The sequence below is a fragment of the Altericroceibacterium spongiae genome (genome assembly GCF_003610805.1).
Lineage (GTDB): Bacteria > Pseudomonadota > Alphaproteobacteria > Sphingomonadales > Sphingomonadaceae > Altericroceibacterium > Altericroceibacterium spongiae.
On sequence record NZ_RAPF01000003.1, the window covers coordinates 223,130 to 248,223 of the forward strand.

The 25,094-nt window shown below is 56.2% G+C and carries 24 protein-coding genes and 1 tRNA gene; 17 read left to right on the forward strand and 8 right to left on the reverse strand.

Annotated features, from left to right (window positions below; translation table 11 throughout):
* Positions 1–200: 200 nt before the first annotated feature.
* From D6851_RS07010 to D6851_RS07025, 4 genes are all read left to right on the forward strand, one after another.
* Positions 201–1,241 (forward strand): phosphotransferase family protein, encoded by a 1,041-nt coding sequence (locus D6851_RS07010; RefSeq protein WP_120324432.1) that lies wholly within the window; start codon positions 201–203, stop codon positions 1,239–1,241.
* A 10-nt stretch (positions 1,242–1,251) separates the two neighbouring features.
* Positions 1,252–2,457, forward strand: coding sequence for an acetyl-CoA C-acyltransferase (locus D6851_RS07015; protein WP_120324177.1), 1,206 nt, complete (start codon positions 1,252–1,254; stop codon positions 2,455–2,457).
* Between the two features lie 11 nt (positions 2,458–2,468).
* Positions 2,469–3,257: an enoyl-CoA hydratase-related protein gene (locus tag D6851_RS07020; RefSeq protein WP_120324178.1), complete on the forward strand. Its 789-nt coding sequence runs from the start codon at positions 2,469–2,471 to the stop codon at positions 3,255–3,257.
* A 555-nt stretch (positions 3,258–3,812) separates the two neighbouring features.
* The gene (locus tag D6851_RS07025; protein ID WP_120324179.1) at positions 3,813–5,480 is read left to right on the forward strand and encodes a class I adenylate-forming enzyme family protein; all 1,668 of its coding nucleotides are present in this window, start codon (positions 3,813–3,815) and stop codon (positions 5,478–5,480) included.
* Positions 5,481–5,549: 69 nt separating this feature from the next.
* Here D6851_RS07025 and D6851_RS07030 read toward each other — a convergent pair whose 3' ends face one another.
* The 4 genes from D6851_RS07030 to D6851_RS07045 form a co-directional block, all read right to left on the reverse strand.
* Positions 5,550–6,788 (reverse strand): NAD(P)/FAD-dependent oxidoreductase, encoded by a 1,239-nt coding sequence (locus tag D6851_RS07030; RefSeq protein ID WP_120324180.1) that lies wholly within the window; start codon positions 6,786–6,788, stop codon positions 5,550–5,552.
* 4 nt (positions 6,789–6,792) lie between these two features.
* The gene (locus D6851_RS07035) at positions 6,793–7,110 is read right to left on the reverse strand and encodes a 2Fe-2S iron-sulfur cluster-binding protein (RefSeq protein ID WP_120324181.1); all 318 of its coding nucleotides are present in this window, start codon (positions 7,108–7,110) and stop codon (positions 6,793–6,795) included.
* Between the two features lie 393 nt (positions 7,111–7,503).
* The gene (gene nadC, locus D6851_RS07040) at positions 7,504–8,376 is read right to left on the reverse strand and encodes a carboxylating nicotinate-nucleotide diphosphorylase (RefSeq protein ID WP_420797098.1); all 873 of its coding nucleotides are present in this window, start codon (positions 8,374–8,376) and stop codon (positions 7,504–7,506) included.
* Complete coding sequence (locus D6851_RS07045) at positions 8,373–9,695, reverse strand: Rieske 2Fe-2S domain-containing protein (protein ID WP_120324182.1); 1,323 nt, start codon at positions 9,693–9,695, stop codon at positions 8,373–8,375. The genes nadC and D6851_RS07045 overlap by 4 nt, the downstream gene beginning before the upstream one ends.
* 174 nt (positions 9,696–9,869) lie before the next feature.
* On the opposite strand from D6851_RS07045, the gene D6851_RS07050 reads away from it, so the two are divergent.
* Both D6851_RS07050 and D6851_RS07055 read left to right on the forward strand, forming a co-directional pair.
* Positions 9,870–11,057 (forward strand): Gfo/Idh/MocA family protein, encoded by a 1,188-nt coding sequence (locus D6851_RS07050; protein ID WP_120324183.1) that lies wholly within the window; start codon positions 9,870–9,872, stop codon positions 11,055–11,057.
* Positions 11,057–12,049, forward strand: coding sequence for an ABC transporter substrate-binding protein (locus D6851_RS07055; RefSeq protein ID WP_120324184.1), 993 nt, complete (start codon positions 11,057–11,059; stop codon positions 12,047–12,049). The genes D6851_RS07050 and D6851_RS07055 overlap by 1 nt, the downstream gene beginning before the upstream one ends.
* A 133-nt stretch (positions 12,050–12,182) precedes the next feature.
* Here the strand turns inward: D6851_RS07055 and D6851_RS07060 are convergent, their stop codons facing one another.
* The 3 genes from D6851_RS07060 to D6851_RS07070 form a co-directional block, all read right to left on the reverse strand.
* Positions 12,183–12,764: a hypothetical protein gene (locus D6851_RS07060; protein ID WP_120324185.1), complete on the reverse strand. Its 582-nt coding sequence runs from the start codon at positions 12,762–12,764 to the stop codon at positions 12,183–12,185.
* Between the two features lie 389 nt (positions 12,765–13,153).
* Entirely contained in the window at positions 13,154–13,570 is a 417-nt protein-coding gene (locus tag D6851_RS07065; protein WP_147395441.1) for a hypothetical protein, read from the reverse strand.
* Positions 13,571–13,637: 67 nt separating this feature from the next.
* Positions 13,638–13,820, reverse strand: coding sequence for a hypothetical protein (locus D6851_RS07070; RefSeq protein WP_120324187.1), 183 nt, complete (start codon positions 13,818–13,820; stop codon positions 13,638–13,640).
* A 443-nt stretch (positions 13,821–14,263) separates the two neighbouring features.
* Between D6851_RS07070 and D6851_RS07075 the strand changes: the two genes are divergently transcribed.
* The 5 genes from D6851_RS07075 to D6851_RS07090 all read left to right on the forward strand — a co-directional run bounded on the left by D6851_RS07075 (position 14,264) and on the right by D6851_RS07090 (position 15,935).
* The gene (locus tag D6851_RS07075; RefSeq protein WP_120324188.1) at positions 14,264–14,476 is read left to right on the forward strand and encodes a cold-shock protein; all 213 of its coding nucleotides are present in this window, start codon (positions 14,264–14,266) and stop codon (positions 14,474–14,476) included.
* A 212-nt stretch (positions 14,477–14,688) separates the two neighbouring features.
* Positions 14,689–14,762: transfer RNA gene (locus D6851_RS07080), tRNA-Gly, on the forward strand.
* 202 nt (positions 14,763–14,964) lie between these two features.
* Positions 14,965–15,141 (forward strand): Arm DNA-binding domain-containing protein, encoded by a 177-nt coding sequence (locus D6851_RS18020; RefSeq protein ID WP_420797099.1) that lies wholly within the window; start codon positions 14,965–14,967, stop codon positions 15,139–15,141.
* Positions 15,075–15,524, forward strand: a complete 450-nt coding sequence (locus D6851_RS18355; protein ID WP_420797100.1) for a phage integrase central domain-containing protein — start codon at positions 15,075–15,077, stop codon at positions 15,522–15,524. The genes D6851_RS18020 and D6851_RS18355 overlap by 67 nt, the downstream gene beginning before the upstream one ends.
* A 228-nt stretch (positions 15,525–15,752) precedes the next feature.
* Entirely contained in the window at positions 15,753–15,935 is a 183-nt protein-coding gene (locus tag D6851_RS07090) for a hypothetical protein (RefSeq protein WP_120324189.1), read from the forward strand.
* Here the strand turns inward: D6851_RS07090 and D6851_RS07095 are convergent.
* Entirely contained in the window at positions 15,923–16,888 is a 966-nt protein-coding gene (locus D6851_RS07095) for a LysR family transcriptional regulator (protein ID WP_210210336.1), read from the reverse strand. The two genes, D6851_RS07090 and D6851_RS07095, sit on opposite strands and share 13 nt — an antisense overlap.
* A gap of 50 nt (positions 16,889–16,938) precedes the next feature.
* Here D6851_RS07095 and D6851_RS07100 point away from each other — a divergent pair, with 50 nt between their 5' ends.
* From D6851_RS07100 to D6851_RS07125, 6 genes are all read left to right on the forward strand, one after another.
* Entirely contained in the window at positions 16,939–17,922 is a 984-nt protein-coding gene (locus D6851_RS07100) for a TIGR03571 family LLM class oxidoreductase (RefSeq protein WP_120324190.1), read from the forward strand.
* A 20-nt stretch (positions 17,923–17,942) separates the two neighbouring features.
* On the forward strand, positions 17,943–19,058 hold the full coding sequence (locus D6851_RS07105; RefSeq protein WP_120324191.1) for an alkene reductase: 1,116 nt from the start codon (positions 17,943–17,945) through the stop codon (positions 19,056–19,058).
* Positions 19,055–19,528, forward strand: a complete 474-nt coding sequence (locus D6851_RS07110; protein ID WP_120324192.1) for a nuclear transport factor 2 family protein — start codon at positions 19,055–19,057, stop codon at positions 19,526–19,528. The genes D6851_RS07105 and D6851_RS07110 overlap by 4 nt, the downstream gene beginning before the upstream one ends.
* 11 nt (positions 19,529–19,539) lie before the next feature.
* Entirely contained in the window at positions 19,540–20,496 is a 957-nt protein-coding gene (locus tag D6851_RS07115) for an LLM class oxidoreductase (RefSeq protein ID WP_120324193.1), read from the forward strand.
* Complete coding sequence (locus tag D6851_RS07120) at positions 20,493–21,446, forward strand: nuclear transport factor 2 family protein (protein ID WP_120324194.1); 954 nt, start codon at positions 20,493–20,495, stop codon at positions 21,444–21,446. The genes D6851_RS07115 and D6851_RS07120 overlap by 4 nt, the downstream gene beginning before the upstream one ends.
* A gap of 641 nt (positions 21,447–22,087) precedes the next feature.
* Positions 22,088–24,949, forward strand: a complete 2,862-nt coding sequence (locus tag D6851_RS07125) for a TonB-dependent receptor plug domain-containing protein (protein ID WP_238473982.1) — start codon at positions 22,088–22,090, stop codon at positions 24,947–24,949.
* The last annotated feature ends 145 nt before the right edge of the window (positions 24,950–25,094 follow it).

Consider the following 25,094-nt stretch of genomic DNA (forward strand, 5'->3'; position numbering starts at 1 on the left):
CTCCAATTTTGATATTGCCCTACAATCGGGGCAGCGAATCTGCAACAGCAACATTCTCTGACACCAGTATTTTGTTTGGAAAATGACAGATCTTCTGAACGAAATACTGGAAAAAAGCATAAGACTGACCTTGAAAGGCGAAAATAAAGCGATATTGATCGTAGGACGTTATAAGGCATAAAATGATGGAGCGGATGAGAATGGAAGACGCGAATAGCGCCTCGGCCCGAGAGGTTGCTCCGGCCGAACTGGAGCGCTGGCTGGAGGCTGAGGTCGAAGGTTATCGCGGCCCGGCCATGCTCAGCAAATGCGGTTTTGGGCAGTCCAATCCAACATTCCGCCTGTCATCTCCTTCGGGTCACTATATTTTGCGCCGCAAGCCTTTGGGGCCTCTTTTGCCCAAGGCGCATGCGATTGAGCGCGAATTTCGCGTATTGCAGGCTCTACAGGGTAGCCCCGTGCCAACGCCGAAGGTCTATGCCTTATGCGAGGACACGCAGGTTATGGGGGCGGCGTTCTATCTCATGGAGTTTGTCGAGGGGCGGATCTTTTACGATCAGACAATGCCTGATCTATCGGCTGATGAGCGGGCCGCGATTTTCGACAATATTAATCAGGCTGTGGTCGATCTCCATCGGGTTGATCCGTCTGATGTCGGCCTGGCGGATTTCGGTCGTAGTGAAAACTTTGTGCAGCGTCAGATTGCGACCTGGACGAAGCAATATCGTGCGAGCGAAGGCGAACATATTGAAGCGATGGAGCGGCTGATCGAATGGCTGCCGGCCAACCTTCCGCCCGAACAGTCGGGGCGTATCTTTCATGGCGATCTGCGGATCGATAATATGATCCTGCATCCGACGGAGCCGCGTGTTATTGCGTTGCTGGATTGGGAATTGTCAACGCTTGGCGACCCGCTTGCCGACCTTGCCTATCATATGATGGTCTGGCGCATTCCGCCCGATCTTTTTCGTGGCCTTGCCGGGCTGGACTTCAAGCGCATGGGAATTCCTCGGGAAGAAGATTATCTCCGGCTTTATCTCCAGCGTAGCGGTCGCAGTGATATCCCTTGCTGGAACTTCTATCTCGCCTTCAGCCTGTTCCGTGTAGCGGCGATTTTGCAGGGTGTCTGGAGCCGGGCCCAGAGCGGGCAGGCCAGTGCGACGGATGCCGAAACAGTGGGCCGCAAGGCCGCTCCCCTTGCGGCGATCGGATGGGATATCGCTCGCGCCGCTACTGCCTGAAAGGATAAGAATGACACGTGAAGCCGTAATCGTTTCACTGGCGCGCACGCCGATAGGCAAGGCTTATCGCGGCGCTTTCAATGATACATCCGCCCCCGAGCTGGCCGGCCATGCCATCCGCCACGCGGTGTCCCGCGCCGGGATCGATGGGGCAGAAGTGGCCGATGTTGTCTTGGGCTGTGCCTTGCAGCAGGGGAGCACCGGCTTCAATGTTGCCCGACAAGGAGCCATTCGTGCAGGATTACCGGCTTCGGTGGCTGGCATGAGTGTCGATCGCCAATGTTCGTCAGGCCTGATGGCCACTGCCATCGGTGCGAAGCAGATTATTTGCGATGCACAGAATATCGTCGTTACGGGCGGTGTAGAATCTATCTCGCTGGTTCAGAACGAGCATATGAACGCGCATCGTACGCAGGATGAATGGATTCTGGCGAATCGACCCGAACTGTATATGTCGATGCTGGAAACTGCAGAACTCGTTGCTCTGCGTTATGGCGTTACCCGTGAACAACAGGATGCATACGCTCTGCAATCGCAGCAGCGCACTGCGGCGGCCGTTGCCGGTGGAATTTTCGATCAGGAAATTGTGCCGCTGGAGACTCGCAAACTGGTCGTCCCAAGAGATGGCGGAGAGCCATATCATGAGACGGTGACTTTGGAGGTGGATGAAGGGCCACGCCCGCAAACCACACTGGCAGACCTTACCCGACTGCGTCCCGCCTTCGCTGGCGGGCAACAGCTCGATGCCGGACAAAGTGTGACGGCGGGCAATGCCTCGCAGCTTTCAGACGGTGCCGCTGCGCTGGTGCTGATGGAGCGGGCCGAAGCCGAGCGTCGTAACCTTTCGCCTCTGGGGGCTTATCGCGGCATGGCTGTGGCGGGTTGCGATCCTGATGAAATGGGGATTGGTCCTGTTTTCGCTATTCCTAAATTGCTGACGGCGCATGGCCTTGGGATCGATGATATCGGTATCTGGGAACTGAACGAAGCCTTTGCCAGCCAGGTGCTCTACTGCCGGGACAAGCTCGGCATTCCTGATGACCGGCTCAACGTGTCGGGCGGCGCGATAGCGGTCGGCCATCCTTATGGGATGAGCGGGGCGCGAATGATTGGTCATGTATTGCTTGAAGGTGAACGACGTGGCGCGCGATACGGTGTTGTGACTATGTGTGTAGGCGGCGGCATGGGTGCTGCCGGCCTGTTTGAAATATTCTAAAGGAAATTGGGATGAGTGGAGTGAAGTCGGAACCGGTACTGTTCGAGCGTAAGGGGCCGCATATTGCGCTTGTCACGATCAATCGTCCCGAAGCGCGCAATGCAGTGAATGGCGATGTGGCAGAGGGCATAGAGGCGATTGTCGAAACCGTGGAGGCGGACAGGGATATTCGGGCTGTGATCCTGACCGGAGCCGGCGGAAAGGTGTTTTCTGCCGGTGCCGATCTCAAGGAAGTCAATGCCGGTAATCTGGACCGGCTGATGCGTCCTGGTTCGGGTTTTGCCGGGCTGGTCTATGCTAGGAGAACCAAGCCATGGATCGCAGCGGTGGAAGGGCTGGCTCTGGCGGGTGGCTGCGAACTGGCGCTGGCCTGTGATATGATCGTGGCTTCTGAAGGCGGTGCATTTGGCTTGCCTGAAGTAATGCGCGGTCTCGCTGCTGGTGCTGGCGGGCTTTACCGTCTGCCGCGTGTGTTGCCGCGTGCAATTGCGATTGAAATGATTGTAACGGCGGATCGTCTTTCGTCGGAGCGTGCAGCTGAATTCGGTATGGTCAATCGTGTTGTGCCTGCGGGTGAGACAGTGGCCGCAGCACTCGAAATTGCTGAGAAGATTGCCGGCAATGCACCGCTGGCCGTCGGGGAAAGCTTGGCCATTATCAAGCAGGCTTATGATCTTTCTGAGCCTGAGCTGGCTGAGCTTAGCTACGAAGCGCAGGAGCGGCTGAGGCTTACCGAAGATTTTAAGGAAGGGCCGCTGGCCTTCATCGAGAAGCGGGCACCGCGCTGGACGGGCCGGTAAGAGAATTAGGGCGGGACGGAGAGAATGGGTGTGACCTTTTCTCTTCGGCCCGCACAAGATAGGCCTATATCGTCCTACGATATGTAAAATACGGTGAATCGCATCTTTGTACTTCGGGTGCGCACTCCACAAAATTCTCGTGAAAAAGCGACACATTGCAGTATCTGTGCGTACTTATCGTTTAAAAACGTAGGACAATTAATCTAAGAAATATTGACATAATATCAGACGATATCATAACATCTGTATCGTCATGAACCCTGTTTGAAGCAGGGGGCGTGACGCAAAAATGAGAACATAATCATTATAGAGAGAGGAAAGCGGGACATGTCTGAAAAGGCCGGGCGTTTGCATATCCCTTGATAAGGGCGGCCGCAGAAAGGAGGAACGGGTCGGGCTTGAAAAAGTCTGTGTTACGTTCGTCTTTTCTTTTGAAATCCCGGATTCATACGGTCTCGATTTCCTTACCTCTTCCATTCGCAGTCACGTCATCCGTGATGAAACTGCAAACCCAAGGTGGCGACACGACACCGGATTGAAGCGGGACAATGCAAGATGAGCGATGCCTTTCCGAACAGGCCCTGGCTTTCCCTTTACACAAAGTTGGCTGACGAGACGCAGCCGCGGCCAGACAGTGTGCTGGAGTTATTCCGAAAGGCGCTGACGACTGCCCCCGATGCAGTCGCCGTAACTTATTTCGATCACAGCCTGACCTATCGCGATCTGGATTCGGCCAGCGATGCTTTGGCGAGCTGGTTGCTAAAAAAGGGAATTGCGTTTGAGGACCGCGTCGCACTGATCCTGCAAAATGATCCACAATTCGTGATTGGCCTGCTGGCGGTTTGGAAAGTGGGCGCACTGCCTGTTCCAATGAATCCGATGTATCGTTCGACCGAACTCAACGGTCTGTTCGGGGATTGCGCTCCGCGTTTCATTTTTTGCTATGCCGATAATTGCGATAATATTCTGGCTGCAGCAAAAGTGGCGGAGATTTCGCCGAAACTGATTATTTGCGACCCGAGAAATTTCCAGTCGCGCGACGATGAACGGGTCTTGCCGCCTGTCTGCCCGACCCCGGAAGGGCAGACCGGTTTTGCAGAGGCGCTGGAAGAAGGGGCAGGGCAGGTCGTTCCCGATTTCCTGCCTGCAGGCGATGCACCGGGTTTATTGCTCTACACATCGGGCACAACGGGCAAACCCAAAGGGGCTTTGCTGCCGCATTCGGCTATGGCTATCAATGGAGCGCTCTTTTGCAAATGGTGTGCACTGGATAACAGTGTCCGGATCCTTGCCATTGCGCCCCTGTTTCATATTACCGGTGTAGTCTGTCATATCGCTACCGCTTTTGCGCAGGGCGGGTCGATTGTGCTGAATTACAGGTTCGAGCCCTATTCCATCCTTGATGCGATCCGAGCAACGCGACCGACATATACGATCGGAGCCATTACCGCGCTGATCGCGCTGATGAATTTGCCGGATATCACACGGGAAGATTTTGCCAGTTTCGAGAGCATCTATTCTGGTGGTGCACCTATTCCGCCCTCGGTGCGCAGCGAATTTTTTGAGCGGCTGGGTAAACTGATTTATACGAGCTTCGGAATGACCGAGTCGACATCCGCAACGCATCTGTGCCCGCTGGGCGTAGAAGCGCCGGTCGATCCAGAATCGGGCGCGCTGGCGATCGGCGTGCCTGTTTTTGATACCGATGCGAAAGTGATCGATGAAGATGGCAATACGGTTCCGCCTGGTGTTGCGGGGGAGTTGTGCGTGAAGGGCCCGCAAGTGATGCTGCGCTACTGGAACAAGCCCGAACAGACAGCCGAAACGCTGGTCGATGGCTGGTTGCGAACCGGGGATATTGCGGTGATGGATGAGGCGGGCTGGTTCTATCTGGTCGACCGTAAGAAGGATGTGATTATCGCTTCAGGCTTCAAGGTCTGGCCGCGTGAAGTGGAAGATGTGCTTTATGCCCATCCTGCAATCCGCGAAGCTGCCGTTGTTGGTGCGCCTGATGCCTATCGCGGGGAAACTGTAAAAGCTTATGTGTCGCTTAAGGCGAATGTGAAAGTAACGTCTGACGATCTGGTCACGCATTGCCGCGCACGGCTGGCGAGCTACAAAGCGCCGCGCCTTGTCGAGATCATGGAAGATTTACCTAAAACAGTGACAGGTAAGATCCAGCGCAATGAGTTGCGCCAGTCGGAGACTGAAACGACCAGCTGAAGATCTATATAGCAAGAGGCCGGACAGTGCGAACTGCCCGGCCTCTTTCGGGATATCGATAAATGCGCGCTAAGCAGTTTCGGTCAGCAATGTTTTGAGAGGGGCGGACGTGTCTGCGAGCCGGTCTGTTGGAAGACAGGCGCTTTTTTCGACGAGTTTACGGCCTTGTACATAGTCCTTCATGGCATTGACGCAGTCGAGCGCGATGACTTTTCCGTCGCGCAGATAAATAACCGAGAAGCTGCGTGTAGCGGGGTCACCGCGCAGCACTGTCGTGTCATAACCGCGTGACAGGCCGACAGTCTGCAGTTTCAGATCATACTGGTTGGACCAAAACCACGGGGTCGCCCGGTAAGGAGCTTCCGTGCCGCAAATCGCTTTTGCGCAGCTCGTAGCCATATCGGTTGCATTTTGCACGCTTTCCAGGCGGACCCGGTCATGATCCGCATAGATATTGCGATGTGCGGCGCAATCGCCGATGGCATAGACATGCGGCAGACTGGTGCGGCAATATTCATCCACTTCCACACCGTTGGATATCCGTGCTCCGGCTTGCATCAGCGGCTCGACCGACGGTGTGATTCCGATCCCGACAATCACCATGTCGCACGGCAAGATCTCGCCACCGGCCAGCTTGACAGCGCGGACCTTATGACCATCGCCTTCCACACAATCGACCATAGTATCAAGCCGTAAATCTACCCCATGGGCGCGATGTTCGGCTTCAAAAAAGCGCGACAGATCCTCTCCCGCAACCCTGGCCAGAACCCGATCCAGCGCTTCGAGAAGCGTGACCTTGCAGCCCAGCTTAGTCAGGCCGGCGGCAGCCTCCAGCCCGATATAACCTCCGCCGATCACCGCCACACGGTTGGCCCCGGCATCGAGTTCGGTCATGATCCGATCGATATCAGCCTTGTCGCGCACTGCATGCACTCCGGCAAGTTCAGCACCTGCACAGGTCAGGCGGCGCGGGCTCCCTCCGGCCGACCAGATCAGATCGCCATAACCCAGCGTATTTCCATTGCCGAGCGTCAGGCGTTGCTCGGTGGGGTCCAGCGCGACCACTTCGGTTTCCAGCAACAGTTCGACTTGCTTGTTCGCCCAGAATTCCGCGGGGCGGATCATGATGCGTTCGAAAGTCTTGTCCCGCGCGAGATATTCCTTCGACAGAGGCGGACGCTCATAGGGCGGTAGCGAGTCCCGGCTGATCATGGCGATCGACCCTTCAAAGCCGTTCTGGCGCAATGCGATGGCGGCCTGCGCACCGCCATGACCTGAGCCAACAATCACGATATCGAATGTCTGCATTGCTCTAATCCTCCTCGGCAATTCTGACGCTGAGCCCGTCCAGATTATCGTTCAGCTCTATCTGGCAGGACAGGCGGGAATCGGTATCGCGATCCTCCGAACTGTCGAGCAGATCGTCTTCATCCTCTCCCATGGGCGGGAGCCGTTCAGCAAAGGCGGGATCGACATGCACATGGCAGGTTGCGCAGGAACAGCAGCCGCCGCACAGCGCCAGCAATTCGTCTATTCCCGCATCGCGGATCGTTTCCATCAGCGTCCAGCCAGGATGCAGCTCCAACCGATGTTCCTCGCCCTCACGGGTCGTGACAATGACTTCTCCCACACTGTTTTCCTTATTCGTCCATTTATCGTTGCTGTGCTGTGAGCCTGATGGCCGCTCAGGTGCGGCAAAAATACAAGGGCTACTGATTGTCAGCTTCTGCCATCTGTATCAGTGGATCGAGAGAGTATTCGGCCAGTTCCATGATCTGGCTTCCATATGACGATCCAACGTGTTGACGGCGTATGTTTTATCCCGACGGGAAGGCCTTTTGGTTCGGTGTGTCCCAACAGCTTTGTCGTATTTTCATCAATGCCTCAGCATGCATTTTCACAGCGTCTCTCCCAACATCATTTTCCCGGCTTTGTCCGGCAAGATTTGCGAACAGCTTATATCCCGGTTCTCACTGGTCGTTTTTGCATCGCCTGAGTGGTCCGGCAAGGGATCATATCGGTTTCAGGAATAATCCAGGCCAATATCGGCCGCAGGGGCACTTTGGGTGATGCGCCCTACAGAAACGAAATTGACGCCCGTTTCAGCTATAGCTCGGATTGTATCCAGTCTTACCCCGCCCGATGCTTCTATCGGAACGCGCCCGGCAACGAGTTGTACAGCCTTGCGAAGCAGGGTGGGAGACATATTATCGCAGAGCAACCGCTCGGCCCCGGCATCCAGAGCTGGCTCGATCTGGTCTGTCCGATCCACTTCGACTTGAATCTGCAGGCCTGTTTTTGCCGTGCTGGCGGAGCGAACAGCTTCAGTGATGCCGCCGCAGATGGCGATATGATTATCCTTGATCAGAATACCGTCATCGAGCCGCATGCGGTGGTTATGTGCCCCCCCGGTCCGGGCAGCGTATTTCTCCAGCACGCGCAAACCGGGAATGGTCTTACGTGTGTCGAGCAAAACACACCCTGTTCCTTCGATAGCATCCACATATTGCCGCGTGAGTGTGGCGATGCCCGTCAGGTGCTGCAAGCTGTTCAGTGCTGAGCGTTCCGCAGAAAGCATAGGGCGACCCAGCCCTTTCAGACGAAGGATAGGAGTACCAGCTTTCAGCTTGCTGCCATCTTGTTCTAGCCGCTCGATCTGCACCTGCGGATCGAGATGGCGGAAAAAGGCTTCAGCCAGCGCGACACCGGCCAGAGTGACAGCTTCGCGGGTTGTTATTGCAGCAGTGAGCCGGGCATCGGCTGGAACCGTGACGACGCTGGTAACATCGCCGTCACGGCCCAGATCCTCTGCTAGGACATCTGCTACAAACCGACGGAGCTGGTCGGAATCCAGGCCTGCAATGCCATCATTCGAGCGACCATCCGGAACTGTCACGCGGTGACCTTCTGGCTTTTTCCGGTTTTGCTCTTTGCGCGCAGCGCTCTTTCCTCATCGGAAATGTTATATTCGCGCCAGTCTTCACCCTTAGGAATCATACCCTGAAAAGTCATCAGATTTGCCTGAGGGATGCTGGGTTCCGTCGTGCCGATAGCGGGCTCGCCTTTTTGCACGGCCTGTGCGGCTCGATACATTTGAGTTCGGAAAGTGAAGATGGCCTTGTCGCTCGATCCCAGATGATCTTCGCTGCGATCGGCAATTCGGCCCATCGATTCCCACATTGCCATATCCTGGCATGGTATGCCGTAAATTCCGGTGAAATCACCAGCTTTCATGGCTTCGCGATCCTGAAGATAGTTGTTTTCGTAATTGCGCATCTTCCTGAAGGTCACAGGCTCTACGTCCTTGCCGATTTCGGCACCGCAGAATTTCCGCCAGGCATCACGGCTGATGCCTTTCTCAGGATGCCATGCAATCCAGTAGAAGAAGGTGTTTTCGTCGTCGATCGGGATCAGCAGCTGGCTGAGATGATATTGATCGTTGGATGGAATGATCGCCGTGAAGGGTGCAATGAACAGCGATGTGCGGACATAATCCTGTTTATCCGCATCGCGGATCGGCTTGCGGATCGCGGCATAGCGGAAGCCGAACGAGGTCTTCTCGACCTCGATACGGGGTGATTTGTCGGCCGATGGGCGCAACCAGGCAGTGTCCGTTGCCGTCGAGCCACTGACGTCGTCTGCTGTGGGCATATTGGTTGAATGCAGACTGGAGCTATGAGACGAGTCGATTGCTCCTTCGAGAATCTGCGCCCAGTTACAGGCTGCATGAATCTTCATGATCGATATTTTTTCATCGGGCGCGGAGGACCAGTTCGGCGCGTTGAATTCACCGACATTATCGGGATCTCCCATCCACACCCAGATAAATCCTGCCGCTTCAGTCACCGGGAAAGCCCGGGTTTTCATTTTCTTGCGCAGAGCTGAATCTTCGGGTTCGGACGACATGTCGAGGACATTGCCGTTCACGTCGAATTTCCACCCGTGATACAGGCAACGTAAACCGCATTCTTCGTTTCTGCCGAAAACCAGCGATGCACGACGGTGCGGACAAAGTTCGTCAAGGGCGCCTACGCGGCCTTCGCTGTCGCGAAACACTACCATGTTTTCGCCCAGCAGCCGTACGCGGAGCGGTGTGCAGTCGGGTTCTGCCACTTCTTCGCTCATGCATGCGGGAATCCAGTGCTGCCGCATGAGCTGACCCATGGGGGCGTCGCCTTCCACGCGACATAAAAGATCGTTTTGCTCGGGTGTCATCGTCAGCCTCTCTAATAATCGACAAGATAGATGAATGACCTGACTTCAAGCCGGATGAGGACGTTTCCTCGATCTGTCAGCTTGAGGCGGGTTGTCATTACTTCTATATAGAAGTAGAGTGCATTGCAAGAGAAAATACCCATCGGTAACCGGTGGGCTGGAGAGGCAAGAGATATGAAAAGTGTCAATCTGGGAATTGTCGGCCTTGGCCGCGGCTTCATGCTGACTCTTCCTGCGCTGCGTTCACATCCGCTGGTCCGGCTGGTGGGTGCTTTCGATCTGCGTCCCGAAGCATTGGCGCAGTTTGCCGAGGAATTTGGCGGGCGCGGCCATAAAACACTCGAGTCTCTGCTGACCGATCCCAAGGTGGAAGCGGTTTATATCGCAACGCCCCATGGGGCCCATGCTGAACAGGCTATAGCGGCTTTACGCGCGGGCCGGCATGTTCTGGTCGAAAAGCCTATGGCGACAACGGTGAGCGATTGCGCGCGTATGGCTCAGGCGGCGGAGAAAGCGGGTCAACTGCTCATGGTCGGTCCCAGCCATGGGTTTGATGAACCTGTACGGGTGGCGGCTGATCTGGTCGCGTCCGGACGCTATGGTCCGGTTCGGCAGGTCACTACCTTCAACTTTACGGATTTCATGTACAGACCGCGTCGCCCTGAGGAACTGGATGACCAGAAAGGGGGCGGGGTGGTATACAGTCAGGCCGCGCATCAGATCGATGTCGTGCGCCGTATTATAGGCCAGCCGGTTGCATCTGTTCGTGCTGTTACAGGCAACTGGGACAAAGCTCGGCCCAGCGCTGGCGCCTATACCGCCCTGATGACATTCAAGGGCGGTGCCGCTGCATCGCTGACTTATAGCGGCTATGCTCATTATGACAGTGATGAACTGGTCGGCTGGATTTCCGAACTCGGTCAGAAAAAAGATTCATCGCGTTATGGTGAGGCGCGTAAGGCGCTGACTGCGCTCTCGGGAGAAAAGGAAATACGGGCCAAACTGTCGCGGACCTATGGCGTGCCGGGACAGGTTCCAGCTTCGCAACCGCCTCATCACGAGCATTTCGGCTTTTTGCTGGTCAGTTGCGAGCATGCCGACCTCAAGGTTCTGCCCACCGGTATAGAGGTCTTTTCCGACAAAATACGCGAAACTGTTGAGGTCGCGCCACCCGCACTCCCGCGAGCCTCGGTGATTGAGGAATTTGCCGAGGCTTTGTCCGACCCGCACCGGGCGGTGCATGACGGGCGCTGGGGGCTGGACACGATGGCCTGTTGCGCAGCGCTTGCCCGATCGAGCGAAGTCGGCGCCGAAATTGACCCGCATCTCATCATTCAAGAAGAAACGGAGAAGCTGACCTGATGACCCGCCTGAATCTTTCGCTCGCCTGCTGGGGATATGATCGTACCGAAGCTCTGCAGACTGGTCTGGTGAGGCCGGACGGTATTGACCTCAACTTTCAGGCGCTGGATGTCGAGGAAACCTTCTTTCGCATGTTGCGGAACCGCGAATTCGATGTCGCGGAGCTCTCCATGTCGTCTTATTGTGTTACGCTGGGGAGGGAGGATCCTCCTTTTATCGCTATCCCGGTGTTTCCGTCGCGTTTTTTTCGTCATTCCTGCATTTTCGTGTCGACAAAAAGCGGCATTGAAAAACCGCAGGACCTCGTAGGCAAGCGGGTCGGTGTGCCCGAATATCAGATGACCGCACCGGTCTGGATTCGCGGCATTCTGCAAGACGAATATGGTATCGATCCGTCGTCGGTCACCTATGTGACCGGAGGGGAGGAGACACCGGGGCGTGAAGAAAAGCTGAAGCTCGATTTGCCGGATCGTTTCAGGGTCGAACCGATCGGCGCGACGCAAACGCTGGCGCGGATGCTTGCCGATGGAGAAATCGATGCGCTGCATACTGCACGGGCACCGTCTACTTTCTATAGCGAACCAGACAAGGTGCGCCGCCTGTTTCCTGACTTCGTAGACGTGGAGAAAGCCTATTTCAGCAAAACCGGAATTTTCCCCATCATGCACGTCGTGGCCATTAGCCGGGAAATTTATGAGCAAAATCGCTGGATCGCGCAGGCACTCTACAAAGCGTTCACAGAAGCGCAGAGGCTGACCTATGAGCAGTTGAAAGTGTCTGCATCGCTCAAGACCATGCTGCCCTGGCAGATCGCGATGGTTGAAGAAACGATAGACGCTATGGGGCAGGATTGGTGGCCCTATGGGGTCGAGCGTAACCGCCATGTTATTGAGACATTCACCCGCTATCATCACGAACAGGGCCTTTCCCCACGGCAACTTACTGTAGAAGAGATGTTCGCGCCGGAAACCTTCTCGAAATTCGTGATCTGATAAAACACACCCGCCATTCTGTGTGGCGGGTGCTGTATGGAGGTAATGGCGGCAAGCAAATGTCAGTCAGTACTCCACCGCCAGATGCCGCAGTGCTCCCGCTTATGCGGGAAACGCCGCGGCATCCTGTTATTCAAACCTGCCCATTTTCGAGGTGGTCGGCACCTTCAACCAGGGTAGTCAGAAGCTCGGGCATGATTTCTTCGTTCCAGTAATAGCCACAATAATGTGCCACGCCGAAGTCCGGCAGGAAGCGGTGCGCATCGGCCATGCGCTTATCCATTTTTTCAATCCCGTCATTGCATTCGAGACCGATAAAAATTTTCGCCTTGCCGATATCGAGATCGGTAAGAGGCGCAAAATAGTCTTCGTCCGAATTCTCCATGGCCGGGAGGTGGAAATAATCGATCAGGCCGCCCGATGATTTCTGAATTGCATTGGCCAGATCGACAGGAAACCGGATCGTATCGAGTGGGTGCACTGGATAAGACGGCTTTGTTCCGCAACAAATATGGAAACCGATTGTCACTTCCTCAGGCAGACCTTTCAGGTGGCCGAGAATGTAATCGGGTGAAGTATACAGCTTGAACAGCTCTTCATAAGGAGCGTCCCGAACCCATGGATAGATCTTGGCTCCTGTGCCGCCGATATGAACCATTTCGTTGCAGTAATCGATCTGAATGCACAGATCTTGCGCTGGTATCACTTCCAGCATTCGCCGGTATTCTTCTTGCAAGGCTTCTTGCCAGGACTTGATAAGGACTGGCTAGGAATCGGTGTCGGGGAACGATATAACGATGACATTATGGGCCCCGGGGATCGGCATCTGAAACCGGGTCCCTTCAGGAATGATTCCCTGGGTTCAAAGCAGGGGGCTGGGGCAAGAACCTGATTGTTGATTGCATCGATCCATCCCCTGCGCCTTGGCGTAACTTCACCGTCCGGCAAAAAGCCTGCGCGGCTCCCTACACTACCGGCGATCAGGTCAAAGACCTGCTCTGCCGACTGGCCGGGAATACCCCCGGTAAACATGATATTATGTTGCAAGATCATCTCCTGCCGTTTTGGGCAAATTTTACTGGCTGTGCACAAGCAGAAACCGACTCATTGCTTTCCGGTTTTGATGGCTTTTTCGAAATAGGGGGCTGGCTGAACAGTGGCCCTGATCTCATGCACCTCATGCTTTTCGACAGATGCCCGCGGTGAATTGGGTTCGCCCCATAGCAGCGTCACTTCGGTGCCAGGTTCCGCATCTTCGACATTTACCAGTGAAATCGACAGCAGGTGATCGGCGTTTGCGCAGAAGGCCAGCCAGCGAGACATTCCCACCCGTTCACCATTGCGCATAATCGCGTCCGACTGGAGCGCACCGACAATGCGGCAGAAATTTTCAGCTTCGCGGAAAGCCACTGCATCGCCCAGCATGAAGCCGTCATGTCCTGCCAGTACAAGCTGTTTACCGCGCATGACAGGATAGGGGGGTAAACTTATTGACAGCAATTTCAGAAAGAAATTCAACAATTTGCGATCCTCGCAAATGGATTTCTGTCATATGGCAGGATTGTTCGATCAACGCACAGCTATTTTGTCATGACCGTGCTTCAGCTCGCCTGTTTGTGAATTCGGCGGGGATGCCCGGGAACAGATCCGTCACCTTCATCGGTGCTTTGATGCGCCCATCCAGATGCGTGCCGCGAAGCAATTCGAGCGGCCCGCCGGCTGCGCTCATCATGTCTTCCAGATTCGCCGGAGTGCTATTCGTATCTGCCATTCAGATTCTCCATTTTTATTATGTAAACGTACATATCCGGACTGTTCACTGTGAAAGCTATTCCACCAGAATTGGCAGAAAGCCCGGATCTGAAGCTTCCTTGCAAATACTTCTATATCGAATAATGGGAGGGCGCAGCGATTTGCCAGCGCACTGTTGATCGCATGAACCTGAAGAACGAACTGCTCGCCATTTTTCTTTCGGCCGCCGGTATCGAAAGATCATTTGGAAAGTCAGGATTAGGTAGATGGCGCTCATCATGCTAAGGGAGCGTTGCTGACGTCGAAATTTGCGACGGACTTCGACTTTTGATGACCGCCGCCTGCCCTTATTAAGGGGGCCCGGCGTAACCGGACGACGACTTCCTTTCATCGGACGACCAGACGCACGACCCGCAGGCTTCAGTCTGCAGACAATTACTTCGTTCTCGAAAGGAACATTCAATGGCCAAAATAGGCACGGTTAAATTTTTCAACGCTGACAAGGGTTATGGCTTCATCCAGCCAGATGACGGTTCGGCTGACAGCTTCGTCCATATTACTGCCGTTCAGGCAGCCGGTATGCAGACGCTCGATAAGGATCAGCGTCTCAATTACGAAGTCGAACAGGGCCGCAACGGCAAGGAAAGCGCCGTAAACCTCTCTTCGGCAGACTGATCTGCGATCCGACGCCCCTCCCGCTTTCCCGTTATGTGAAAAAGCGGGAGGGGCAGGAACGTCTCGGCAAATTCCTGGCGTGCTGCCCGCCAGTATTCGCAAAAGATATGTTGACGATGATGCGATCGTGGTGGCACTAGGCCGCCGGTTCGCTGAGCGTTTGCAAAACTTATTGCCAAACACTTGGCTGACGATGACGCAGGTCATTCAATGCGGGTGTAGCTCAATGGTAGAGCAGCAGCTTCCCAAGCTGACGACGAGGGTTCGATTCCCTTCACCCGCTCCAGCGCTACCTTCCCAAAACATCCCGGAAACGCTATAAAGCCCTTGGAAACCCGAGGTTTTCTGGCGTTCGATTGTCCTGCATCTGGCCGCATGGTCTCGCCAAGTTTCGCTGATTTGAGGGCCATTTTGGGGGGCATGCAGATTTCCGCCAATTTGAGTAGCCCACAATCTGGGGGGCACGCATCGGGTGCAGTTCTGAAATCATGGCGCTAACAGACGTTTCAATTCGCAAAGTTATACCTAGTGCGAAAGCCTACAAAATGGGCGACTCATTAGGGCTCTTCCTCTTGGTGCAGCCAAGCGGCGGGAAACTGTGGCGAATGAAGTATCGCGTCGATGGGGCGAGAGGAAGCTGGGCCTCGGAACCTATCCAGAAATAGGGCTGGCAGAGACCCGTAGAAGGCGCGAGAGCAGAGGCGAGAAGCAGTGTGAAAAGGCGTGTTCGAGGCTGAATGCCGAAAATACCTTTGGTTCAATCGCTGCGGAGTTTTGCGAAAAGCGCAAGCGCGATGGCTCGCGCGCCTGGAGACGGGCAACCGCGAAGCGGTGCGAGTATCTGCTGTCGGTCCTCAACAGTTCGATTAGCAATTTGCCCGTTACGGACATTGAGCCAGCTAACGTCCTGGCAGCCGTTCGTCGGATCGGGAGCAAGGGAAAACTGGAGAGCGCCAAACGGACCTTGCAGCTGGCAGATATGCGAGACTTGCCGAATTGGTGCTGTCTTCGCGCGCAATTGCTCGACATCATACTCAAGTCTGTCTGAGTTCGCGTGTCATTGCTGGCCGTGACGATGCCCACGAGAGAAAAGTGACGACATCATAATTAATGACGTGCAGAGGATAGGCAGAGCGCAGATAACTGATCGTGAGCTCGCTCGCTGTTGTACTCTTGGTCACGATACTCAGATTCTACATGATTAACTGGTCGAGAGAAGTTGGGCAGACCTGGCTTACGTACTGTCCCTGACGATGCAAAGGCAGACGGAGGGCTCATGGTGGCCGTGATCCAGATAGCCATAGCGTGCGGCTTCACGATCGGCGGTATCGCCTTCGATGGAGTCGATCTGGTCTACGGGTTTGCGGGAAGCGCGATGATCCTGATCCTCTCCGCCGCGGCTTCCATCATGCTGGCCAAGCTGATCGGAAAGCACTCCGTTTCCATTCAAAGCCGATAGGGTGACCCATCACGCGAAGCATCGGCGGCAAGCAGGTCGATAAGGGCCCGTTGCCCCGGCTTCATATAGAGGGATCTTGGCCAGACCGCGTGGATGGGCATTTCGGCACCTGACGCATCATCAAGCACCGAAACGAGGGCGCCTGACGCCAGGCTTTTCGCGACAAGCCATGTCGGCAATTGTGCCAGTCCGGCCCCCGCTAGCGTGGCCTGCAGCATGGCATCCCCATCGCTGAATTCGTGCCGCGCATGGATGACTTGCGAAGTTATCTCTCCGTCGTTCTGGCGTAAAAGCCAGCCGGGCGGCACGCCATCGCGGCGGCTGCCGATGATGCAATCGTGGTCGATCAACTCGGCGGACCGTTCGGGTGCCTTGTGGCCGGCAAGATAGGCTGGGCTGGCACAGATCACCAAGCGTTGCCGACCAAGCCGCCGCGCAACCAGATCTGCATCACTGGTCAGCGTTCCGATCCGCACGACGAGATCTATGCCATCCTCCACCAGATTGGCACGCCGTTCGGTGAAACTCACCGCAAGGTCCAATGCCGGGTGTCTTTCGGCAAGGCGCATCAGGACGGGCATCACGTGGCGGCGTCCGAAGGCCGCGGGAAGATGGATGTTGAGCCTTCCCGAAACCTGACCGCTATCCGCCATGACCGAGCTTTCCAGTCCCTCGACATCCGACAGGATCGACGACCAGCCGTCAAAATAGCGCTGTCCTTCCGGGGTCAGCGAAAGGCGGCGGGTAGTGCGATGCAGCAGCTTCGTTCCCAGCCGTGCCTCCAGCCGGCTGACGCTCTTGCCCACAGCCGAACCGCTCAGCCCCAGCTGGGCACCGGCAGAGGTAAAAGAGCCAGCGCGGACGGTTTCCACGAATTCGGGCACGCCGGAAAAGGGATCCTTGAGTTCCATTATTATGGAATTGAACGCCGGAATGAATGGAATGCAAGCCATATTATCATTCCATCACCAATCAATAAGTTGGGATGCGAAAGGAACGCACCATGCCATCAGCGATGACCTCACCTGCCAGGATTGGCGACGCCCCCGGACTTCATTCCGGATATGGGCGGCTGTTCGCTCCCGATGAAATGACGCTCGGGCTGATCATGCCGCTTGAAACCTATCCAAGCGCCGGCATTCCCACGATGGAGGCGCATCTGGACGCTGCCCGCCATGCCGATGAAATCGGGATCAGCGGGCTCTGGCTGCGCGATATCCCGTTCTACGATCCCCAATATGGCGATGCAGGCCAAGTTTTTGAGCCGCTGACCTATATCTCGGCGCTTGCCGGTGCGACTACGCGGATTGCCCTTGGCACGGCGGGGATCGTCCTGCCGTTTCGCGAACCCAATCTGCTGGCACGGCAGGTCGCAACGCTGGACCAGATTTCGGGCGGCCGGATGATCGTCGGGTTCTCTTCCGGCGACCGGCCAAAGGAATATCCGCTGTTCGACATCGATTTCGACAGCCGGGCCGGACGCTTTCGCGAAGCCTATGACCTTTATCGCACCTTCACCGAGGAACGCGCCCCGGCCTACGACACGGTCCGCTTCGGCTCCTCTCCGGGCGGGTATGACGTATTGCCCAAACCCCCGCATGGCAGAACGCCTGCCATCGCAATCGGGCGGGCCGGTCAGGATATCGCGTGGATTGGGAGCAAGATGGATGGTGTCATCGTGCCAAGTCCGGCGGAACCGGACTTGCCGCAAGCGGTCGCCGATTGGCGCACGGTCTCGGGCGACGGCTTCAAGCCTTATGGCGTCGCTGGCTTCCTGCATCTGGAGGCGGACCGCGATTATCCCTTCGAACGTGTTCGTGCAGGTTTTCGTACCGGCAGCCGAAGCCTGGCCGAATTCATGGAGCGCGCACGCGATGCGGGTGTGAACCATATCGCGCTTAACCCTCGTTTCACGAACCGACCCATCGGCGATGTACTCGCAGACCTGGAACGCGACGTGCTGCCGCGCTTCCCCTCGCTCGCCTGAATTTGAACGGACAATCGATCATGACCCAGCTTTTCACACCCTATAACCTAGCCGGTCTGGCACTTTCCAATCGTGTCGTCATGGCGCCGATGACCCGTTCGCGCGCTGAAAGTGGCGTGCCGGATGATCAGACCGCGCTCTATTATGCGCAGCGCGCCGGCGCAGGCCTTATCATCACCGAGGGAGCTCCGGTTTCGCAGGAAGGGAACGGCTATCTTTATACGCCCGGCATCCACACCGATGCGCAGGAAGCCGGCTGGACCAATGTCACCCGCGCGGTTCATGAACGCAGTGGCCGGATTTTCGTGCAGCTTTGGCATGTGGGCCGAGTCTCGCACGTATCGCTCCAACAGGATGGGGCCGCGCCAGTTTCGGCCAGCGCAAAGCGGGCCGAAGATACGTCATCCTACTCGATTGGCCCGGATGGCCTGCCGGGCCAGCAACCCGCCAGCACGCCGCGTGCCCTGACAACCGAGGAAGTGGTCCGCGTGACAGCAGATTTCGTCGCCGCGGCAAGACGCGCCATCCGCGCGGGGTTCGACGGTGTAGAGATCCATGGCGCAAACGGATATTTGTTCGAACAGTTCATCAATGCGGGCTCCAATGACCGGACCGACCACTATGGCGGCAGCGTCGAAAATCGGCTCCGCTTCCTTCTTGAAACGGTCGATGCGGTTGCTGCGGAAATCGGCATGGACCGCGTGGGCGTGCGTATCTCACCATTCGGGCGCCTGTTCGACATGGCCGCCTTTGACGATGAGGCGGAGACATGGCTGTCCCTTGCCGAGCAGATGGAGGTGCGCCAGCCCGCCTATGTCCACCTCAGCAATCAGCTGACCATCGGCGGGGAAGCGATGCCTGAAACCTTCCCGTCGCAGTTTTGCAAGCGGTTCACCGGCACGCTGATCGCTGCGGGCGGTTTTGACAGGGGTACCGGCGAACAGGCGCTAAAAGACGGCGCTCTCGACCTGATCGCCTTTGGCAAGCCGTTTATTTCCAATCCCGATTTCGTTGAGCGGATGCAGAACGGCTGGCCCATCGCCGACGCCCCGCGCGATGCGTTCTATGGCGGCAAGGGCACGAAGAATTACACTGACTTCCCCACCTATGCTGAGCAGGCAGGGGTGACTGCATGACCGATCGCCCAGCACCCGCCGCCAACCATCAGGGCCGCATTGCCGCCCTGCTCGACCGCGAAGAAATCCGCGCTCTGCGCCTGCGATACAGCACATTGCTGGATACGAATGCCGCCGACCGGATGGACGAGGTTTTTACAGGCGATGCCGAGGTCGTTGTCACCACCGGATCGATGAAGGGGCTGGACGAGATCCGCAATGGCCTTGCCAGTGCCTACAGCCAGTTCGATACGCGCGGTGCGGACCATTTCCCGTTCGTACACGCGGTGGCGAATCATGAAATCACGCTGACCGGGCCGAATAGCGCCGAGGGAAGCTGTTATCTGCTTGATTTCGTGACCGACAGGCCCGGCGATCGGCACCCCTTTCTGCTGCTTGGCCGCTATCTCGATCGCTATGTTCGCGTGACCGATGGCTGGCGCATCGCGCGCACCGCGCTTGACGTGGTGTGGCCTCACCATGACCTGTAAGAGAGTTTCCCATGCTTGATAAAGCGCATGCGTCGCAAAGCTTTGCGCGCGTATTTACCGATGATCAGCTTTCGGTCGGCCTCATCACTCCGCTTGAGGCCTATCCCGACAGCCCGTTTCCGACGCTAAAGGATCACCGCCGGATTGCCCAACAGGCCGAGGAGGCCGGTTTTGCCAGCATCTGGCTGCGTGACGTACCGTTCTATGATCCCAATTTCGGCGATGCGGCCCAAATGCTCGATCCGTTCGTTTATGCAGGCTATCTAGCCGCAGCGACCGAAACGATCACGCTGGGCACGATCGGCATCGTCCTCCCCCTGCGAGAGCCCGTGTCGGTTGCGAAACAGGCGCTTTCGGTCGACCGGTTGACCGGCGGGCGCTTCGTGCTGGGCCTTTCCACGGGCGATCGGCCGGTGGAATATCCCGCCTTCAACGTCGATTTCGACGATAGAGGCGCGCGCTACCGCGAGGCGATGGAGCTGATCCGCACACTGGAAAGCGAAGCGTTTCCTCGTAAGACGACGCAGCGTTTCGGCACGCTCTCAGGCAATCTGGACCTGTATCCCAAGCCCGTGAACGGGCGCCTGCCTATTATGGCGGTGGGCCGTTCGCGCCAGCCGATCGAATGGCTGGCGCGAAATGTCGATGCCTGGATATGGGCCGTGGACGACGACCGCGCGATCCGCGAAATTGTCGACGCGCTCAAGACCGCCGCTGGTGACGGCGCACCGCCGGCCTATGGATATTCGACTTTCTTCGACCTCGACCCCAACCCCGACGCGCCTTATCAGCGTTTCTACAATGTGGTGCGGATCGGTCGGAAAGCCTTGATCGACCGCTTGCTGCACCACCGCGATCTGGGCGTGCGGCACATCGCTCTCAATCTCAAACCCTCGCAGCGCTCCGCTCAGTCGGTGATCGAGGAAATGGGTTCACATGTCCTGCCCGCATTGAAGTCTGCGTCATGAGCGGGGACAGGGCGGTGATCGGTCGACTCTTGGATGAGCTGGCTACAGGGTGGGCGACGGGCGATCTTTCTAAAGTCGGGCCTGCTTTTGACGACCGGTCCCGATTGATCAGCGCGCAGCATGGAACTGCAAGCGGTACGGATGCGATCCTGGCGGCTCTGGGCGCCGATACGCGTGATCGCGGCTTCATCCATCGCGCCACGAACCGCTATATCGGGATCGACGGCAATCGCGCGGCGACCAGCTTCTATCTGTTCGGCCTGATGCATGACGGCAGGGACAAGGCTTTTCTGTTCGGGACCACGATTATCGCACTGCTGGAAAGGGTCGAGAGTCGGTGGCGCATTGATGACATTCGCATTCAGGCGATGTGGTCCAAAGGCGATCCGCAGATGGCTTCGCACTGGCTGCATTTTCCGGGCGATCGCGGCTGGCAGCTGGGCGCCCCTCCTCCGGTAATCGTAAGCGAACTGCATGCACCGTGGCACGTCCTACCGGATTTGCCTGCACCCGACGATCTTCAAGAGGCGTTGCATGAGCTATATGCCCGCTACGCCTTTGCCGTCGACCAGAACGACATCGGCCTGCTGGTCAGCGCCTATGCCAAGGATGTCGAGGGTGGCTTCGCGCCGCTGGGTAATCTGTCCGGGCGGGACGAGGTGGTCGGCATGCTGAAGAACTTTCGTCATCTCGCGCCCTTCTGGCAACATTTCGGCGAAGTCGTGGCGGTTCAGGATGAAGGTGACGGACAGCATGCAAGGCTGATTATCGGACGGATCGTGCCGGACCGTCCAGTCGATGAAAGCGGCAGGACAATCTATGCCGCGCATTATCAGCTCCGCGCCGTAAGGAAGGGAGGAAACTGGCATATCTGCTGGAGTGATTATCGTCCCGGCTGGTTCACACAAGATACGGTTCCCGCTTTCGATATCGGGCGGCCGACCTCCTGACCAACGATTCCATGCAATGCTGGATGCGCTCTATGCTTGTTGCTTTGTAATCAGCCATCTATCTGTGCCGCGAAACGGGACGATGAGCGAATGTCCGGTATGAAATTAGGGAACGGCAGCAAAGTACCAAAACACATTATTGGGGACCTGCTGGTTTCCCTTAATTCGAATGACCAGTAATTTAGGTCACTCGAATTGAGTAAAAATTTGGGATTGTGGCGCTTATCGATGTGACAATCCAAAAGAGTCTGGCTGTTCGACGATGTTTATATCGCGTTCCAGGTCTGCCCCTCATCTGAACTGTTCGCTGTTGCAATATTGCCTTTAACGGCGCGGGATCGGCCAGTTACCCAGGGCCGCTCACAGAAACCCAGTAAGCCCAACGTGCATGGGACGGCTACTTCATATCGACATTGCAGCACTGCGCCATGGAGGGAGCTTGAGAGCTAACCATATGTGCGGGCTGTGAGCTTGCGAACCGATCACTTTACTTGGAGTAAAATTATCGTATACGTTGTACTGTATTTTGTATTGGCATATACTAAAACAGGGAGCGTTTCATTATGCATTCTTTCCGATCGGCACGGCCCAGTCTGCGTTGCCTTTTATTGATGAGTTGCGTCACATTTTCCGCGAATGCTTTGGCTCAAAACGTCTCAAATCAGCCTGATTCCGTCCTAACCGACAGCGATGCGGCCGATGCTCCGATCATTGTGACGGGTTCACGCATCCGGCGCGCTGCGACGGACAGCACGGCACCGATTGCGACGGTCGATTCCGATCAGATCAAGGCGGCCGGGACACAAAATATCGCTGATGTGGTGAATCAGCTTCCGGCGCTGGCCGTCACTCAGACCAACCAGACCAGCAATCTGGCGGGCAATGCCGGGATCAACGCATTGGATCTGCGCGGCATGGGTACCCAGCGCACACTTGTGCTGGTTGATGGCCGCCGACAGGTCGCTGCCATTCCTGGTACGTCTGCCGTCGATCTCAGCAATATTCCGTCCAGTCTTGTCGAGCGGGTGGAAGTGATTACCGGAGGGGCTTCCGCGCTTTATGGTGCCGATGCTGTTGCCGGTGTGGCCAATTTCATTCTCAAAAAGGATTATGAAGGCATCGATGCCAATGCGCGCTATAGCGCTTCCACGCGTGGCGATATGGACACTTACGGGATCGACATGCTGGCGGGGACCAATTTTGCCGATAGCCGTGGCAATGTGACGCTATACGGTTTCTATGAGAACACGCCCGACACGGTCAGTGGGGCGGATCGGCCGTGGACGTCCGACGGGTATCCTATCTATGCCCGGGCCAGCAGCGAAAATCGCTATTTCATTCAGGACCATGTCCGCAATATCAATACTGCGGATGCAGCTCAGCTTGTTCTCGGTGGCAAGCTATATTCCGTCGATCGGGGAACCGGTGCTTTGCGTGATCCGATTCTCGGGCCGGGCGGTCTTGTAAATGCGGTTCCGGTGGATCTCGACACTTCTACCGACCCGCTGGGTACGCTGCTCACCAATGGCGGTGAATATAATGGTCGTTATGACGGCTTGTATCTCTCGGTTCCGTCCAAAAGAATCAACACCCGCGCTTCGGCAAGCTTCGAAGTGAGCCCGGCACTTAATCTTTTCGCCAATGCGACTTTTGCGCATAATAAGTCGGAAGCCGGTTATCTTCAGATGACGGCCTTTGGCACCGATGTCGTGCCGGCCGACAGCCCTTATATTACGGATGCAATTCGTGCGGCCAGCGGAGGCAGCGTTCCTGATAGCGGTGTGCAGTTCGCTCGTCGCTTTATGGAATTGCCCGCGCCGCGCACTGATTATGATCGTAAACTGTTTCAAAGCGTTGTCGGAGCGGAAGGTGACTTCAGCCTTTTCGCGCAGCCCTGGAACTATTCGACCTATTATTCCTACGGCAAGACGACGCAGCGTGTTCGCGATGTAAATTCGACAGCCTATGACCGCTGGTATCTGGGGCTCGACAGCACGACCGGAGCGAATGGCGAAGCGATTTGCCGCAGCACCCTCGACGATCCGGGCAATGGCTGCGTTCCGATCAATCCGCTTGTCACACTGACGCCGGAAATGATCGATTATATTACGTATACTTCACATTGGTCGAAATCGACTCTGACACAGCAGGTTCTGTCGGGCTATGTGTCAGGTGGGTTGTTCGATCTTCCTGGCGGGGCCGTTCAGGTTGTGCTGGGTGCCGAATATCGCAAGGAAAAGAACGATATCGGTGCGATCCCCGAATATAACCCCGACAGCCCGCTTTATGATCCCTCGATCGGAACAATGGCCGATACGCTGGTCGGCAAATATTCGGTCAAGGAAGTCTTCGGGGAAGTCCATGTTCCCATTTTGGCGAACACGCCCTTCTTCGATACGTTGTCGGTCGACGGGGCGCTGCGTCTTTCGGATTACAGCACCGCTGGTTCTACCACGACCTGGAAAGTTGGTGGTGAATGGGCGCCAATCCCCGATATCCGTTTCCGCGCAACCTATGGTCAGGCGGTGCGGGCTCCCAACATCGGCGAGCTTTACACAGCGAACAGTGTTTCGGGATTGTGGATCACCGATCCCTGTAACGACTATAATCTTGAGAACCGTAATACACGGACGGAATATACTGCCGATAATTGTGCAGCCATCAATCCGGCCGATACGGTAAGCTATTGGGTGTATAAGGATATCATTTCGAGTGGTAATCTCGATCTGCAACCGGAAACGGCCAAGACGCTGACGGTCGGAGCCGTTGTGCAGCCGCGCTTCATCCCCGGCCTTACTTTTACGGTGGATTACTATAATATCGATCTGCGCAATGCGATCGATGCCTTCGGGGCGCAGACGCTGATTGATAAATGCGTTGATCAGGCAAGTCTGGATAATATTTTCTGTCCGCTGATCGAGCGTGATGAGAACGGTAATATTCAGTCGGTCCAGACGCAAAAGCTGAATCTGGCGCAATATCTGACGCGGGGTGTGGATTTCGGTCTCAACTATTCGCTGCCGCTTTCGCGCCTCGGTATTGAAGGCGATGCGGGAACCCTGTCGGTGGATGCGAATTACACCCGCCTCATCAAACGCCGCTACACACTCGATCCCACCGATCCGAACAGCATTACCGAATATGCCGGGATCTTCGGTTCGCCCAAATGGAAAGGCGTGGTGCGCACGTCTTACACACGCGATCATATGGGCGTCACCTGGACGCTGCGGCATTTCTCACCCATGAAGAACAGCACCACGGTAACGGAAGAAGCATACGAAGATGTCTGGACACCTGATGTCTTTTATAATGACATTTCGGCCTATGTTGACGTGACCGACAATATCGAATTGTCCGGTGGCCTCAACAATATGTTCGATCGCAAACCGCCCCGTATTCCCGGTGCCGAGGCCGGGGGTTCCAACTTCGAACTAAGCTATCAGTCGGGCGTCTATGACGTCATCGGCCGGACATTCTTCCTGACGCTGCGCTTCCACCAGTAAGCGCGGAAACAGACAGAATAGCGCAATATGCCGGTCGCTTTTCCGTGAAGCGGCCGGCATATTCGTCTTGACCCGGTCATCTCATTGCTCAATGCCATGGCGGGCTTGGAGGCAGCAGTGCGAATACGGGTTTTAGCCTGTGTGA